The following is a 15,110-nucleotide window of genomic DNA, read 5'->3' on the forward strand; positions in this document are numbered from 1 at the left end:
CGGATGCGGTTCACCCGTCAGGTGCTGCTGTTGCAGATCGGCGTGGTGGTCCTCGTCGTGGGCCTCGGCGTCGCGCTGGTCAGTTCGCTCCTGCGCACGACGCTGTCGAACCAGTACGGCGAACGCGCGCTGGCGATCGCGAAGTCAGTCGCCGCCGACCCGGTGGTGGTCGCGGGTGCGGCGGCCCGGCAGCGGGGCGGCCCGCTCGAGGAACGCGTGCAAGCGGTCACCAAGGCAACCGACGTGTTGTTCGTGGTCATCACCGACGACCACGCGATCCGGCTCGCCCACCCGACCCCGCGCGAGATCGGCCAGCGAGTCAGCACATCCGCGGAGGAAGCGCTCGCGGGCAAGGACGTCGTTAGCGCCGTTCAGCTGGGCACACTGGGGGTGTCAGTGCGCAGCAAGGCCCCGATCTGGCAAGGCTCGCGCGTCGTCGGCGAAGTGAGCGTCGGCTTCGACATCACCGAATTGACTGGCGACTTTTACGACCTTCTGTCCTTGACCCTGGTCTTCGGCGGCGGGGCACTGCTTCTCGGCGCGGGTGCGTCCGCCCTGCTCAACCGCCGCCTGCGCCGCGTAACCCACGGCCTCGAACCCCACGAACTGACCGAACTGCTGTACGAACACGAAGCCGTCCTGCACGGCATCGGCGAAGGCGTCCTGGCCGTCGACGCGGAACACCGGGTGACCGTCCGCAACGACGAAGCCGAACGCCTCCTCGACACCCCGCTCCCGGTCGGCACCCCGCTCGAAGACCTGGACCTGTCCCCGCGAGTCCACAAAGCCGTCGCGGAAGGACGCCCAGTGGACAACCTCCTGGCCGTAGCTGGAAACCGAGTCCTGGTGATCAATTCCCGGGCCGTACAACGGGATGAACGTTCGCTCGGCACCGTGCTGACCTTCCGCGACCGCACCGACCTCGACACTCTCACCCGCGAACTCGACGGCATCCGCTCGCTGTCCGACGGCCTGCGCGCGCAACGGCACGAGTTCGCGAACCGCCTGCACACGCTGTCCGGCCTGCTGCAATTGGGCCACCACACCGAAGCCGAGGAATACCTGCAAACCCTCACCGAATCCACCGCCTCGCGCGCGGAACCGCTCGACGACCGGGTCGCCGATCCGTACCTGCAAGCCTTGCTGGTCGCGAAAACCGAGCAGGCGCAAGAAAAAGGCATGGAGCTGCGGCTGGCCGACGACGCCTGGGTCCCCGCCTCGGTGACCGACCCGATCGCCGCGGGCACCGTCATCGGCAACCTCGTCGACAACGCCCTGCACGCCGCACGGATGGGCCCGCGTCGTCCAGCGTGGGTCGAAGTCGGCCTGCTGGCCGATGGTGCCACTCTGCACGTGTCCGTTGTAGACAGCGGACCAGGAATTGACGAAACCTTGAGGGACAAGCTTTTCGACGAAGGAGTGTCCACAAAGCTCAGTCCGGGTCACGGCCTCGGACTGGCCTTGGCACGCCAAGCCGCGCGGGCCCGCGACGGTGACGTGTGGCTCGCCGACCCCGGCGGCGCGACGACCGGCGCGTTGTTCGTCGCCAAACTTCCCGGCCTGCTGGACCGACCCGAGGAGCCCGACGCATGATCCGCACCCTGATCGTGGACGACGATTTCCGCGTCGCCGGCGTGCACGCGGGATTCGTGTCGGAGGTACCGGGATTCACCGTCGCCGGGGTCGCGCACACCGCCGCCGAGGCCCGCGCCCGCGTCCGGGAACTGGCCCCGGACCTGGTGCTGCTGGACGTTTATCTGCCGGACGAGCCCGGCCTTTCCGTCCTGCCCGACCTGAAAACGGACACCATCGTGCTGTCCGCCGCCACCGACGCCGCGTCCATCGCCGCCGCGATCCGCGCGGGCGCGCTGAACTACCTGATCAAGCCGTTCACGACGCGGCAATTGTCGGAACGGCTCACCTCGTACGCCCGCTATCGCAGCCTGGTCGCGACCGAACGCCCGCTGTCCCAAGACGACGTAGACCGGGCATTCCGCGCTCTGCACGACCAGGACCGCGCGGCGACGCCGAAGGGTCAGTCAAGCGCGACGGCACGCCTGGTGTCGGAGCGGCTGCGCGGTTCGCCGACGCCACTGTCGGCTGCCGAAGTGGCCCGCGAACTGGGCATGGCCCGCGCCACCGCGCAGCGCTACCTCACCGCGCTGGCGGAGTCCGGAGCAGTGGAAATGCGGCTTCGCTACGGCGCGACCGGGCGGCCGGAACACGAATACGGCTGGATCGGCTGACCCGTCGTGAGTGTTTATCCCGGTTAGAACCGGGATAGACGCTCACGAGGCCCGCTCAGTGCCCGCCGGACATCCGCTGAGCCGCGTCGAACCACGGCTTCCAGTCGAGGAACTGGTCGATCCCCAGCCGCGGCGGGGTCTTGCTCGGAGTGGAGGTCTCGAGGTCCGAGCGCGGATCGGCCTGCTCCGGAGCCGCCGGAGCCGCCGTCTCGCGCGGCGTCGTCGGGCGGATCGGGTTGTGCCGCCGCACCGGGGCTTGGCGCGAGGGCACCGGGACGTACACCGTGACCGGCGGCGCGGTTTGCGTCACCGGCGGCGTGATCGTCTGCGGGACCGGGATCTGCTGCTCCGCGATCGGCACCCGCTGCTCTGCCTGCACGACGGCGTCGTCCGAGGACTGCCCGGGAAGCGCGCCGGTGAAGAACCCGCCAGCGAGCCAGCCGAGTCCGACCAGGACCACCGCCAGCCCGGTGCCGACCCACACCCGGGCCCGCCGCCGCGACGCCACCGCGCGCGGACGTTCCTCGGCGGGCGCGCAGCCGGCGATCACCGGGATCTGCTGGGTCGATTCGCAGCTGGTCTCCGGCGCCGCTTCTTCCGGCATTCGCGGCCCGCGCGGCGTGCTCGCGGCGATGATTCCGGTGCGATCGACCAGTTCCCCGGAGGCGCGGTCAGCGGGCGCGGCCAACCGGCGCTCGGCAAGGCGCAGCATCGAGGGCTACCTCCGGGGTGCGGACACACGAGTGGACTGGCAGCATTCTGCGGCATTTTCGTCAGGTTCGGCGAAAATGCAACTCCATCGAGTGATCAAGAATGCGGACAGTCGCGGCGCGTTATCCGTTCCGGTCGACGCGTTTGAGCCCTTGGCGTGCCAAAACCGCGAGCGGACGCTGGTATGCCGAACCGAGCACGCGCGGGATGGCGTCGATCACGTACGCGTCCGGTCCAATGAGGATCCGCGCGGACCGCCTGCGCACGCCGCGCAGGATCGTCTCGGCCGCTTTCTTCGGTGTGGTGAGGGCGATTTTGTCGAATCCGGCCGCCGCCTTGGCCTGATCGCCGCCGGTTCCGCCGCGGGCGTTGCGGGCGATGTTGGTCTTGATCCCGCCCGGGTGCACGCAGCTGACGCCGACCGGATGCCGCGCCGCGAGCATTTCTTCGCGCAGCGACTCGGTGAATCCACGAACGGCGAACTTCGCCGCGTTGTATGCACTCTGCGTAGGCACTCCGACGAATCCGAACACGCTGGAGATATTGACGACGTAGCCGTCGCCGGAGTCGATGAGGTGCGGCAGGAATGCCTTCGTCCCGTTCACGACGCCGCCCAGGTTGACGCCGAGCAGCCAGTCGAAATCCTCGAACGTCATGTCCTCGACGGTCGCCCCTAGCGCCACTCCCGCGTTGTTGACGACGAGGTTGACCCGCCCGTGCTCCTGCTTTACGTCCTCGGCGTGCGCGAGCACCGCCGCCCGGTCGGCGACGTCAAGCGAATGGCCCCGCACCTCGGCGCCGCGTTCGCGGACTTCGCGCACAGTGCCGTCGAGCCCCTCGGCGTCAACATCGGACAGTTCGAGGAGCGCGCCGTGCAACGCGAGTTCAAGCGCGAGCGCCCGGCCGATGCCCGAGCCCGCCCCGGTGATCACTGCGACTTTGTTCGAGAAGTCCTTCATAGTCTCCCCACCCTGGTCTCACCGCTTTCTCTGATACTAGTGACGAGGACCAGTACAGGAGGTGGCATGCGGCGCACGGTGATCGGGCTGTTCGCACTATTGAGTGCGAGCGGGACCATCGTGGCATGCGCTGAGCGCGCGGCAGACGAACCGACGGTCGCCTCGCCGACCCCGGCGAAGCCGATCCACGCGTCGATCGGCGCGTTGTTCGTCGACGGCTCGCATTACTGCACCGCGAGCGTCGTGCACAGCCCGCGCGGAGACGAACTGCTCACCGCAGCACACTGCATCCACGACGGCGAAGGCGGCGGCTACCTGGCCAACGTCACCTTCGCCCCCGGCTTCCACGACGGCGTCGCGCCTTACGGGTATTGGCAAGTCGGCGGCGAACTCGTCGCTCAGGGATGGATCGATTCGTCTGATCCAAACCTGGATGTCGGCTTCGCGACCGCCCGCCAAGAAGGCTCCCCCGAACCCCTCGAAGCGGTAACCGGAGCCAACCAACTAGGCACGAACGGCCCCTTCGCGCGCCCAGTGACCGTGGCCGGCTACCCCGACGGCGTCGACGAGGTCGCGACCTGCGAAACCCACACGCAGCAGCAAGACGAACACCAGATCCGCGTCGACTGCCCCGGCTTCGCAACCGGCACCAGCGGCAGCCCACTGGTAGCGGACCCGTCCCCCGAGACGAAAACGGGCACCGTAGTAGGCGTGATCGGCGGCTACGAAGCAGGCGGGTACACGGACGACGTGTCGTACTCGAGCTATTTCGACGACCAGATCACCGATCTCTACAACCGGGCGACCACCATGCCGTGACATGATTGCGCCCATGAGCACGCGCGACGTCCCGATCACCGGAGAACCGATCCGGCTGGGCCAATTCCTGAAACTGGCCGACCTCGCGGACAACGGCTCGCACGCGAAAGACCTGATCGACGCAGAAGAAGTCACGGTGAACGGCGAGGTAGAAACCCGCCGAGGCCGCCAACTGGCGGACGGCGATGTGATCAGCGTCGGCAACGAGAACGCCCGCGTCTCCCTGGAGCACTGACTCCGGTCCGAGGTACGTGAGGGGAACCCTCACGTACACAGATTCCCTCAGGGTTCCCCTCACGACCATCGCCGGTCCGTGAGGGGCTCCTTCACGGAATCAGATTCCTCAATGAGCCCTTCACAGCCCACCCACTCGCTCGCCCGCTCGCCGCGATGCGCCCCAATGCGGCATTGGGCGCGTCACATGCACCCAATGCGGCGTTCGGTGCATCCCACGCACCCAATGCGGCGTTCGGTGCATCCCACGCACCCAATGCGGCGTTCGGTGCATCCCACGCACCCAATGCGGCGTTCGGTGCATCCCACGCACCCAATGCGGCGTTCGGTGCATCAGATGCACCCAATGTGGCATTGGGGCGCTAGCCCCAGCCACCGCGAAACCGCACCGGTGCACCCAAGGTTCGAGGCACCCAGCCCCTCCCCCGCACCCCGATATGAAGCGTCCCTGCGGTCTGGGGGTGCTTGTCAAGGCATCTTTCCCGCCTTGACAAGCACCCCCAGACCGTCAGCACACTCAAGCTTCGGGGTGCCCCACGCAACCAACGCCTGCAACGTCGCCGCCAGGCGACGAGCAGCTCACCCGACAGTAGTCAACGGCGGCAACCCAACCTTCAACGCCAACGAATCCAACTGCCTCCGCACCGCCCCAGCCAACGGCACCCCCAACGCCCGGCACTGCTCCAAATACTGAGCCTCCCGCCACCCGGGATACCGAACCGGCGCTCCACCCTCCCACCCGAGCATGCTCCCAAACACCGCACTGGCAGCCCGATAAAACCCATCAGCACTACGCAACGTAGTAGGCGCAATAGCAAGCACCAACAACCCAGTGTCATGCTCATGATCAGCAACCCCGGACAACACCCCGGCCAGCACATCAACCATCAACGCAAACCCGGCAAACCGCGGATCACGAGCAGCATCAGCAAGGTCAACGTCAAAAACGAACTCCGGATAAGCCCCAGCCGGAGCAGCCATCCCCAACGGATGCACGGGTTGATCGGCATACCCCCCGGCAGCCATGACAATCCCGATCATCCCGTGCGGCAAAGCCCGCGCCGCATGATGCCCAACCCGCCCAAACGGCCCAACGCCACGCAACGACAGCAGCCCGACCCCAAACCGCCCAGCCCGCTGCACGGCCCGATCCATCGCATCACCAACCGCCCAAAGCCCCGACGCACGCCGATAGTCGACAAGCGCCGCAGCCCCGCGATCCGCGATCAGCAACGGCTGAGCACCAGGACTGACGAATCCGCTCTCGATCGCAGGCAGATGCACCCGGGTCAACTCCCCGACGCCAGTCTCCGGCGCGCCAGTGAGATCACCGTGGCACAACGCCTCCGCGGCAGGACGCGCACGATCCTCGGGAAAGCCTTGTGCCATCAGGACAACGGAAACGAGCGTGACCAGTTCGTCGGCGGGGACGCGCTGCCAGGCCTGCTCGGGAATCGGGGTGTCGGCGGGAACTTCCGGGACGGGGCGGCTGAGCCGGGGGGCACGCGGTCTGAGGGGCACTTCATCAAGGTTGCCGGGCGATCTCGGACCCCGTCAACGAGGTTGGCCCTAGAGTGTGATGCGGTCAGCCGCAGAGACGTACCCTGAAGCACATGTGCCGAAACATCACGACGCTCCGCGGCCTGCAGCCCGCCGCCACCACGGACGAGATCGAAGCCGCGGCACGCCAGTACGTGCGCAAAGTGACCGGGGTGCAGTCCCTTTCGGACGCGACGCGCGAACCGTTCGAAGCGGCGGTCGCCGAAATCGCCGAAATCACCGCGCGGCTGCTGGAAGAACTCCCGCAGCGCCGCCAGCCGCCGGCGACCGTGCCGCCGCTGCGCCGTCCGGAGGTCCAGGCGAGGATCGCCCTGCGCGAGGCCAAGAAAGCCTGACGCCGCAATCACTCCACGGCTTGCCCAGGAAACCTCGGCTTGATCTCCCGGTTGAGGTAGCGCCCCGGGCTGTCGGCGGCCATCAGCGCGCGATGCACCCGCGCGGGCACGAGGTGGTAGCGGTAGACGCTGCCGTTGCGGAACCCGATTTCCAGCACCGACTTCGCGGCGTCGTAGCCGACGTCGCGAATGACAGAAGACTCCACGGGAACCCGGCGCACAGCACGGCCAGGGTACCCGCGCGACCGCCGGATACCCGCAGCCGAATCACGGCGGGCAGAGATCCGGCATCAGGCCCGGCCGACCTTCGGCAGCCGAGACCCACCGAAGAAACAGCCCCGGTCTCCCGCGGGATGCGCGGAATCCGGGGCCGGACACTCGAGGCGTCAAGCGGAAGCGGAGGGATTTGAACCCCCGGTAGGTTTCCCTACGGACGCTTTCAAGGCGTCTGCATTCGGCCGCTCTGCCACGCTTCCTTCTAGGTCAGGGTATCGCGCCGTCCTTCGACGTCGTCCAGGTGTTCGAGGACCCGGGTGAACGCCGTGGCCACCGCGGTCTGCTCGTCCGGCGTCAGCAGGTCGATCAGGTGCTCACGGGCGCCGCGCACGTGCGTCGGCGCGGCGTTGTCCAGTACGCGCTGGCCGGCGTCGGTCAGCTGGGTCAGCACGCCTCGTTTGTCTTCCGGGTCCGGGCGGCGCGCGACCAGCCCGGCCGCCTCCAGTTTGCCGATCTGGTGCGACAGCCTGCTCTTCGTCGAGCCGAGCAGCGCGGCCAGTTCCGTCATCCGCGTGCACCGGTCCGGGGCCAGGTTGAGGCACACCAGTACCTCGTAGTCGGCGAGCGAGATGCCGTGGCTTTCGGTCAGTTCGCGGTGCAGCCGCTGGCGCAGCCGCAGCGACGCGACGATGTAGGCCCGCCAGGCGTGCTGTTCGGCCGGGTCGAGCCAGCGCACGTCCTGGTCATCGCTCATGTCCGGAAGCGTAGAAGGCCCGGTTTCGCCCGTCCGTTTCGGCCCGGCGTGAAATTTCCGGGCGAACTTCCCCCAATGGAGGGTTACGAAAAGGTTGAGACTCGGCGCGAAGAAGCGCATCCTCGGGAGACAGCGGAGGGACGACGAGGATCCGCGGAGCGCGCCGAAGGGCACGCCGGGCCCCGTTTCCCACCGGGAAAGGCCAGGTGGTGGCATGGCAGGTAGTTCCCGCGGTTGACCGCCCGCTGTGTCCCCGCGATCGGCACGGCCCCGTTCCGGTTCGGTCGCGATTGCGAACAGCACGAGCACCCCGTGCGCTCCGGCATCGGCCACGCGCACCCGGCGTCGTCATGTCGCTGCTTCTCTTCGCGGCCTCGGCACCGCGAAGGCAGCGCCGGACGCCAGCCCGGCCGGTGGTTAACCGCTGTCAACGAAACCTCGGTAGTACCTGGGTGCGGCCCCCAGCGCAGGGGCCGCACCCAGCCACGTTCCCGGCTTTGCGGCTACCCTTTCCGCGTGCGATTCGACGACAACGCGGATCTGGACTCCTCCGAAATCCAGGACATGCGCGGCAGCGGCGGAGGCGGCGGTGGCGGCATCGGCGGCCGGGTGGCCATCGGCGGCGGCGGGCTCGGCATCGTCGGCCTGGTCATCTACTTCCTGTTCTCCCAGTTCGGCGGCGGTCCCAGCACCGGCACGTCGCCAGCGGTCGGCGGGGTCGGGCTCGGCGACGTCCAGTCCGGGCAGCAGCTGGACTCCGGCACGCTCGCGAAGAAGTGCAAAACCGGAGCCGACGCGAACCGGGACCACGACTGCGCGATCGTCGCGATCGTCAACTCCATCCAGGACTACTGGACGCAGGAGTTCTCCCGTTCCGGCCAGACCTACCGCAAGGCGACCACCCGCTTCTTCACCGGCGGCGTGCGCACCGGCTGCGGCGGCGCGACGTCGGACACCGGCCCGTTCTACTGCCCGGCCGACTCCTACGTGTACATCGACCTGTCGTTCTTCAACGAGCTGAAGACCCGCTTCGGCGCGCAGGGCGGCCTGTTCACCGAGGCGTACGTGCTGGCCCATGAATACGGCCACCACGTGCAGAACCTCACCGGCACGTCCAAACGCGGCACCGGCACCGGGCCGACGTCCGGCTCGGTGCGGTTGGAACTGCAGGCCGACTGCTACGCGGGCGTCTGGGCCAACCACGCCAGCACGACCCCGACCAGCTCCGGGAAACCGCTGGTCCAGGACGTCACGAAGGACGACATCTCGCGCGCGCTGGACACCGCGTCCCGGATCGGCGACGACTACATCCAGAAGAACCTCGGCAACGGCCACGTCGACAAGTCGAGCTTCTCGCACGGCACGTCGGCACAGCGCGAGAAGTGGTTCACCACTGGCTACCAGACTGGCCAGCCCGCGCGCTGCAACACCTTCAGCACCAACGATCTCGGCTGACCCGGGATACAGTCGGGCGCATGCACGCGATCACTATCCGCGAACCCGGCGCCCCTGACGTGCTCGAATGGACCGAGGTCCCCGATCCGGAGCCCGGTCCCGGCGAGGTACTGCTGGACGTCACGGCCAGTGCGGTCAACCGAGCCGACCTGCTGCAGCGGCAAGGCAACTATCCGCCGCCGCCCGGGGCGAGCGACATCCTCGGCCTGGAATGCTCCGGCACGATCGCCGAACTCGGCGAGGGCGTCGAGGGCTGGCAGGTCGGCGACGAGGTGTGCGCATTGCTCGCCGGCGGCGGGTACGCCGAGCGCGTCGCGGTCCCGGCCGGGCAGCTGCTGCCGGTGCCCGCCGAGGTCGACACGGTCTCCGCGGCCGGGCTGCCCGAGGTGGCCTGCACGGTGTGGGCGAACGTCGTGATGCACGCCGGTCTCGGCGAAGGCCAGGTGCTGCTGGTGCACGGCGGCGCGGGCGGCATCGGCACGCACGCGATCCAGGTGGGCAAGGCACTCGGCGCGACCGTCGCGGTCACCGCGGGTTCGCCGGAGCGGCTCGAACGTTGCCGTCAGCTCGGCGCCGACCTCACGATCAACTACAAGGAACAGGATTTCGTCGAGGTGCTGCGTGCCGAAACGAAGGGGGCCGACGTCATCCTCGACAACATGGGCGCGAAGTACCTGGACCGCAACGTCGACGCGCTCGCCGCCGACGGCCGTCTGGTCATCATCGGCATGCAGGGCGGGATCAAGGGCGAGCTGAACATCGGCAAGCTGCTCGGCAAACGCGCGAGCGTGTACGCGGCCGGGCTGCGGTCGCGGCCGCTGGACCAGAAAGCGGCGATCGTCGCGGATGTCCGGAAACGGTTGTGGCCGTTGGTGGAACAGGGTTCGGTGCAGCCGATCGTCGGCGACGTGGTGCCGATGGCCGAGGCCGCGACCGCGCATCGGCTGCTCGAGGAAGGCAGCATCTTCGGGAAGGTGCTGCTGGCCGCGAAGTCGTGAGCCTCAGCGCAGTTCTTCGAGCACCCGCACCAGCTGGTTGATCTCGAACACGTTGGAGTAGTGCGCGAGCCCGATCCGCACCGCTCCGCCGACCTCGCCGACGCCCAGCGACGCGAAAACGCCGCTGGTGCCGTCGTCGGCGAAAGCGCACAGGCCTTGCGACGCCAGGTATTCGGCGACCTGCGAGGCTTTCGCGCCGGCCACGGCGAAGGCGAGCGCGGGGATCCGGCGCATCGCGTCGCCGATCACCATCACGTGGCGCAGCGAGCGCAGTTCCGTGGACAGCTGCGCGAGCAGGCCCGCGTGGTACGACTTGGCCGAGCCGAGCGACGTCACCAGACGCTCGCGGCGGGAGCCGGTCGCGGCGTCGTCCAGGCCGGCGAGGTAGTCGATCGAGGCGATGAGACCGGCCAGCAGCGGGTACGCGTGCGGCCCGAGTTCGAGCCGCGCGGGACCGGTGGCGGCCGGGTCGAGCGACACCGACGAGATGCGCTCCAGCAGCTCCGGATCGCGGAACACGAGCGCGCCAACAGCCGGTCCGCCCCACGAGGGAGCGGAGACGACCATGACGTCGGCACCGAGTTCCTGCAGGTCAAGCGGCACGAACGGGGCCGCGTAGGTCGCGTCGACCACCACGAGCGCGCCGACGCGCTTGGCGAATTCGATCACCGTCGGCACGTCCGGCCGCGTCCCGACGGACCCGGACGCCAGCGTCACCGACACCGCTTTCGTCCGCGCGGACACGAGGTTCTCGTACTGCCACGCGGGCAGTTCGCAGGTCTCGATGTCGATCTCGCTCCAGCGCAGGACCGCGCCGACGCGTTTCGCGGCACGCCGCCAGGGCGCGATGTTGGCCTCCTCGTCGAGCCGCGAGACGACGACCTCGTCGCCGATCGTCCAGCGTTCGGCGAGCGCGTCCACGAGCCTGCGCAGCAGGACCGGCGCGCTCGGTCCGAGCACGACGGAAGCCGGGTCCGCCCCGACCAGATCGGCCACGGCCCGGCGGGCCGCGGTGACGATGCTTTCCGCCCGCTGGGAGGCCGGAAATGCTCCGCCCGGCCCGGACACCGGCGCCCGCATCGCCGTCGAAACGGCCGAAGCGACCTGTTCGGGCACGAGCATTCCGGCGGTGCCGTCGAAGTGAATCCAGCCGTCGCCAAGCGCGGGGAACAGCCCACGGATACGAGCGACGTCGAACGCCATGGGGACACCGTACGGACGTGCGGTTTCGCGGTTGCCGCGGGGTTGGGCAGAACTGCCCGAACGGCCGCTAGGCTCGGGTCAGGACCGCCAACAGCGACGGGGATGGAGCACATGAGCGAGCCGAACTTCGGGGGAACGGGCGCGACCGGGGACGGAACGGACGCGCCGCACGTGGTGGTCGTCGGACCGGACGGGGTCCCGGTCGGCACCGCGCAGGTAGCCCCCGACGGCGAGGACAACGAGACCGTCGGGGACCTGGTCGAGGAACCGGCCAAGGTGATGCGCATCGGCACCATGATCAAACAGCTGCTGGAAGAGGTCCGCGCCGCGCCGCTGGACGACGCCAGCCGCAACCGGGTCCGCGAGATCCACCAGACGTCGGTGCGCGAACTGGAGCAGGCCCTGGCGCCCGAACTGCGCGAGGAGCTCGAGCGCCTCGTGCGGCCGTTCACCGAGGACCAGACCCCCTCGGACGCCGAACTGCGGATCGCGCAGGCCCAGCTGGTCGGCTGGCTGGAGGGGCTGTTCCACGGCATCCAGACGGCGCTGTTCGCGCAGCAGATGGCCGCGCGGGTGCAGCTTGAGCAGATGCGGCGCGGGCTGCCTGCTGGTTCATCCGGGTCGGTCGGGCAGCAGGGTGAGGGGCACGGGCACGGGATTACCGGGACTGGGCAGTACCTCTAGTTCTCCGATTAGCTTTCCGCGGCGAAGAACGCTCGAAGATCCCCGATCAGCAGGTCGGGTTCTTCGAGCGCCGGAAAGTGCCCGCCGCGCGGCAATTCCGTCCATCGCACGATCCGGTCGGTGCGCTCGGCAAGGGATCGCAGCGGAAGGCCGATGTCGTCCGGGAACACCGCGACCGCGGTCGGCACGGTCGACGACGGCAGCGCCGCGCCCCACTGGACGTCCTGGTCGGCGTAGATCCGCGAGGACGACGCGGCGGTGCGGGTGAACCAGTAGATCGAGACGTTGGCGAGCAGATCGTCGCGGTCGATCAGGTCGTGGTCGGTGTTCGAAAAGGCACGGAACTTCTCGGCGATCCAGGCGAGCTGCCCGGCCGGGGAGTCGGTGAGGCCGTACGCAAGCGTTTGCGGCTTGGTGGACTGGATCATCGCGTAACCGATGCCCGTCTGCTGGAAGGCCCGCGCCTTCTCCAGCGACCGCTGCCCTTTCGCCAGTTCCGCCCCGCTGAGCCCGTCGAGGTCGGACTCGTCGCGCGCCACCGCGGACGGCAGCATCGTCACGTGCGCGCCGATGATCCGGTCGGGGAATTGGAGGCCGAGTTCGCGGGAGATCAACGCGCCCCAGTCGCCGCCGTGCGTGCCGAACCTGTCGTACCCGAGGCGAGTCATCAACTCCGCCCAAGCGCGCGCCGTCCGCGCCGGGCCCCAGCCGCGGTCGGGGGTCGGCCCGGAGAAGGCGAACCCCGGGACGGACGGAACGACGACGTGGAACGCGACGGCCGGGTCGCCGCCGTACGAGCGAGGGTCGGCGAGGGGACCGATGAGGTCGAGGAATTCGACGATCGAGCCCGGCCAGCCGTGGGTGAGGAGAAGCGGAATGGCGTCCGGTTCCGGGGATTTGAGGTGCAGGAAGTGGACGTTGGCACCGTCGATGGTGGTGGTGAACTGGGGGAAGCCGTTGATGCGTTCTTCCTGCGCCCGCCAGTCGAAACCGAGCCGCCAGTAATCGACGAGGTCCTGTACGGCTTCGACGGGGATGCCGAGGTCCCAGGCCGGGTCGGCGAAGGGATCGGGCCAGCGGGTGTCGGTGAGGCGCCGGTTGAGGTCGGCTAGGTCGGGCTGCGGGATGTGGATCCGGAACGGGGTCTCGGTCATGGGGAGGAAGCTATGCGGGATTGAGGACAGATTCGGTCCTCGATCAGAACCCGGCCAGAACGTCCAGCACCCGGTCCACTCCCCGACCGTCCACAGCGGACCGGCCAGCCGTCGAAAGCCGGGACCGCAGCGGAGCGTCCGACAACAACTGTCGCAGCGTCTCCGTCGCCTCCGCCAGCCGCTTGCCCAAGGTATCCGCCGAACCCAAGCCGCACGCCAGGCCTCGTTCCAGCGCCGCCTGGTACCCGGCTGCCTGGTTGTCCACCAGCTGTACCGCGGCCGTCGGCACCCCGAGGCAGCACAGTTCCAGGAACGTCACCCCGGATGCGCTGATCGCGACATCCGTCCCGGCGAGCAGGTCCAACAGCCCGGCATGCGGCGCGGCTACCCGGATCACCTGACCATCCACAGTGGACGGCAACGTCGGCGTGCCACGGACCAAAGCGTCTGCGGCGAACGGCAAGCCCGTGTCGGCAAGCGCCTGGAGCAACAGCGAAACCGTCGAGGCCCACTCGGCACCGCCGCCCAGAACCACCGTCACCTGCAACGGCGACGAAGTGCTCCGGCGAGAACGTGCGCGCAGCACGACGTCTCGAAGCGGCGTGTACTCGACACCCCGCAGCAGCAAGCCCGAACCGTCCTCCGGACGCGGGCCCGGCGTGAAGCCCGAATCCACCACCACATCCGCCGGACGGCGGCCGAACACATCGTCCTCAATGGACACTAGGCGAGCGCCAGCGGCGTTGACCTCGGCCCGGACGTCGCCGATCCCGTAGTGGTCCACGAGTACGGCGTCAAAGCCGGAAACCAAGTCAGCCAAGGGAGATGCCGGCAACCGCGGTACCGACAGCTCGTCGAAGCGGGCGGCCAGCCACTCCGCGTTGGCCGTGGAGCCGGCGAAGTGCACGTCCCAGCCCCGCGCGACCGCGCGCTCAGCGTAGGCGACCACCCGGGAGATGTGCCCGGCCCCGATGGTCGGCGAAGCGTCCGCCCGGAGCAGCAGCTTCACTGGCCGACCTTCTTCTGCTCGACGTGCGCGTTCAACGCCACCAGGTCCGGCCGCGACCGCAGCAGCGACACCACCGAACGCCACGAACCCGGCTGGTCGCCCAGCTCGGCCACGAGCGCCGAGATCAGCTCCCAGTCCTCCGCCGTATCCAAAGTGACGCGCAGGTCGTCGGCCGCCGGGCTCACCACAACGCCGGTGCAGGAGTACCGGTCAGGCTGCCGGTAGATCGCCGACGTCACGTGCTCGCGGTCCGCCCCGGTCGCGGTCGCCACCTGCTCGGCCAGCACCGAGGCGCGCACCAGCTCCGCGTCGAAGCCGCGCGGCAGGGTGCGGACGAGCGTGGTCGAGACGTAATCCAGCGACGGTTCGGCCCGCCACACCGCGACCAGCCGGCCGATCAGGGCCGGATCGAGCAGCGGACAGTCCGCCGTGAGACGGATCACTGCGTCCGCCGGATGCTGCGACAAGGCGAGCCCGAACCGGGCCACGACGTCGTCGAGCGGCCCCCGGACCACCTGCGCGCCACACCGCTCCGCTTCAGCGGCGACCGCGTCGTCGGACCCATCGTCCGAGGTCGCGACTACTACCTGGTCGACGCCAGGGGCAGCCGCCGCGGCACGGACGACCCAGCCCAGCACGCTCCGTCCGGCGAGCGGCCGCAGCACCTTCCCCGGCAGCCGGGTGGACGACGACCGGGCCTGTATCACGGCGTTGACGCCGGGGCCTGCACGCATGGGTGACATGATGGCCTGCGGCGCCCCGCGCCGATCCAC

At 69.0% G+C, this 15,110-nt stretch carries 17 protein-coding genes and 1 tRNA gene; 8 read left to right on the forward strand and 10 right to left on the reverse strand.

The features are described from left to right. Nucleotides 1-3: 3 nt before the first annotated feature. A complete protein-coding gene (locus AB5I40_RS25360; protein WP_370940604.1) occupies nucleotides 4-1,593 on the forward strand; it encodes an ATP-binding protein in 1,590 nt (529 codons plus the stop codon). Then, entirely contained in the window at nucleotides 1,590-2,246 is a 657-nt protein-coding gene (locus tag AB5I40_RS25365) for a response regulator (protein WP_344287659.1), read from the forward strand. Before AB5I40_RS25360 ends, AB5I40_RS25365 begins: the two co-directional genes overlap by 4 nt. A gap of 55 nt (nucleotides 2,247-2,301) precedes the next feature. Here the strand turns inward: AB5I40_RS25365 and AB5I40_RS25370 are convergent, their stop codons facing one another. Further along, entirely contained in the window at nucleotides 2,302-2,958 is a 657-nt protein-coding gene (locus tag AB5I40_RS25370; RefSeq protein WP_370932537.1) for a hypothetical protein, read from the reverse strand. Between the two features lie 121 nt (nucleotides 2,959-3,079). Further along, entirely contained in the window at nucleotides 3,080-3,916 is an 837-nt protein-coding gene (locus AB5I40_RS25375) for an SDR family NAD(P)-dependent oxidoreductase (protein WP_370932538.1), read from the reverse strand. 66 nt (nucleotides 3,917-3,982) lie between these two features. Between AB5I40_RS25375 and AB5I40_RS25380 the strand changes: the two genes are divergently transcribed. Both AB5I40_RS25380 and AB5I40_RS25385 read left to right on the forward strand, forming a co-directional pair. Beyond that, complete coding sequence (locus AB5I40_RS25380; protein ID WP_370932539.1) at nucleotides 3,983-4,735, forward strand: serine protease; 753 nt, start codon at nucleotides 3,983-3,985, stop codon at nucleotides 4,733-4,735. A 13-nt stretch (nucleotides 4,736-4,748) separates the two neighbouring features. After that, nucleotides 4,749-4,970 carry an RNA-binding S4 domain-containing protein gene (locus AB5I40_RS25385; RefSeq protein ID WP_370932540.1) on the forward strand — a complete coding sequence of 74 codons (222 nt, stop codon included), beginning with the start codon at nucleotides 4,749-4,751 and terminating at the stop codon, nucleotides 4,968-4,970. Between the two features lie 578 nt (nucleotides 4,971-5,548). Here AB5I40_RS25385 and AB5I40_RS25390 read toward each other — a convergent pair. After that, the gene (locus tag AB5I40_RS25390) at nucleotides 5,549-6,490 is read right to left on the reverse strand and encodes an Ldh family oxidoreductase (protein ID WP_370932541.1); all 942 of its coding nucleotides are present in this window, start codon (nucleotides 6,488-6,490) and stop codon (nucleotides 5,549-5,551) included. A 92-nt stretch (nucleotides 6,491-6,582) separates the two neighbouring features. On the opposite strand from AB5I40_RS25390, the gene AB5I40_RS25395 reads away from it, so the two are divergent. Beyond that, complete coding sequence (locus AB5I40_RS25395) at nucleotides 6,583-6,864, forward strand: DUF2277 domain-containing protein (protein WP_116200703.1); 282 nt, start codon at nucleotides 6,583-6,585, stop codon at nucleotides 6,862-6,864. A gap of 8 nt (nucleotides 6,865-6,872) precedes the next feature. Here the strand turns inward: AB5I40_RS25395 and AB5I40_RS25400 are convergent, their stop codons facing one another. From AB5I40_RS25400 to AB5I40_RS25410, 3 genes are all read right to left on the reverse strand, one after another. Continuing rightward, nucleotides 6,873-7,085, reverse strand: a complete 213-nt coding sequence (locus AB5I40_RS25400; RefSeq protein ID WP_370932542.1) for a KTSC domain-containing protein — start codon at nucleotides 7,083-7,085, stop codon at nucleotides 6,873-6,875. 170 nt (nucleotides 7,086-7,255) lie between these two features. Beyond that, nucleotides 7,256-7,340: transfer RNA gene (locus AB5I40_RS25405), tRNA-Ser, on the reverse strand. 2 nt (nucleotides 7,341-7,342) lie between these two features. Then, complete coding sequence (locus tag AB5I40_RS25410; RefSeq protein ID WP_370932543.1) at nucleotides 7,343-7,834, reverse strand: MarR family winged helix-turn-helix transcriptional regulator; 492 nt, start codon at nucleotides 7,832-7,834, stop codon at nucleotides 7,343-7,345. 516 nt (nucleotides 7,835-8,350) lie between these two features. On the opposite strand from AB5I40_RS25410, the gene AB5I40_RS25415 reads away from it, so the two are divergent. Together AB5I40_RS25415 and AB5I40_RS25420 are read left to right on the forward strand one after the other, a co-directional pair. Further along, nucleotides 8,351-9,289, forward strand: coding sequence for a neutral zinc metallopeptidase (locus AB5I40_RS25415; RefSeq protein ID WP_370932544.1), 939 nt, complete (start codon nucleotides 8,351-8,353; stop codon nucleotides 9,287-9,289). A gap of 20 nt (nucleotides 9,290-9,309) precedes the next feature. Continuing rightward, nucleotides 9,310-10,287 carry an NAD(P)H-quinone oxidoreductase gene (locus AB5I40_RS25420; protein WP_370932545.1) on the forward strand — a complete coding sequence of 326 codons (978 nt, stop codon included), beginning with the start codon at nucleotides 9,310-9,312 and terminating at the stop codon, nucleotides 10,285-10,287. A gap of 3 nt (nucleotides 10,288-10,290) precedes the next feature. Here the strand turns inward: AB5I40_RS25420 and AB5I40_RS25425 are convergent, their stop codons facing one another. Next, nucleotides 10,291-11,490 carry a cysteine desulfurase-like protein gene (locus tag AB5I40_RS25425; RefSeq protein WP_370932546.1) on the reverse strand — a complete coding sequence of 400 codons (1,200 nt, stop codon included), beginning with the start codon at nucleotides 11,488-11,490 and terminating at the stop codon, nucleotides 10,291-10,293. A 102-nt stretch (nucleotides 11,491-11,592) separates the two neighbouring features. Here AB5I40_RS25425 and AB5I40_RS25430 point away from each other — a divergent pair, with 102 nt between their 5' ends. Next, entirely contained in the window at nucleotides 11,593-12,174 is a 582-nt protein-coding gene (locus AB5I40_RS25430; protein ID WP_370932547.1) for a bacterial proteasome activator family protein, read from the forward strand. 8 nt (nucleotides 12,175-12,182) lie between these two features. Here AB5I40_RS25430 and AB5I40_RS25435 read toward each other — a convergent pair whose 3' ends face one another. The 3 genes from AB5I40_RS25435 to AB5I40_RS25445 are packed head-to-tail and all read right to left on the reverse strand — an operon-like array spanning nucleotide 12,183 to nucleotide 15,071. Beyond that, complete coding sequence (locus AB5I40_RS25435; RefSeq protein ID WP_370932548.1) at nucleotides 12,183-13,328, reverse strand: epoxide hydrolase family protein; 1,146 nt, start codon at nucleotides 13,326-13,328, stop codon at nucleotides 12,183-12,185. A 43-nt stretch (nucleotides 13,329-13,371) separates the two neighbouring features. Beyond that, on the reverse strand, nucleotides 13,372-14,337 hold the full coding sequence (locus tag AB5I40_RS25440) for a spore coat protein (RefSeq protein ID WP_370932549.1): 966 nt from the start codon (nucleotides 14,335-14,337) through the stop codon (nucleotides 13,372-13,374). Then, entirely contained in the window at nucleotides 14,334-15,071 is a 738-nt protein-coding gene (locus AB5I40_RS25445; RefSeq protein ID WP_370932550.1) for a cytidylyltransferase domain-containing protein, read from the reverse strand. Before AB5I40_RS25445 ends, AB5I40_RS25440 begins: the two co-directional genes overlap by 4 nt. Between the last annotated feature and the right edge of the window lie 39 nt (nucleotides 15,072-15,110).

This window comes from Amycolatopsis sp. cg13, from assembly GCF_041346965.1.
Classification (GTDB): Bacteria; Actinomycetota; Actinomycetes; order Mycobacteriales; family Pseudonocardiaceae; genus Amycolatopsis.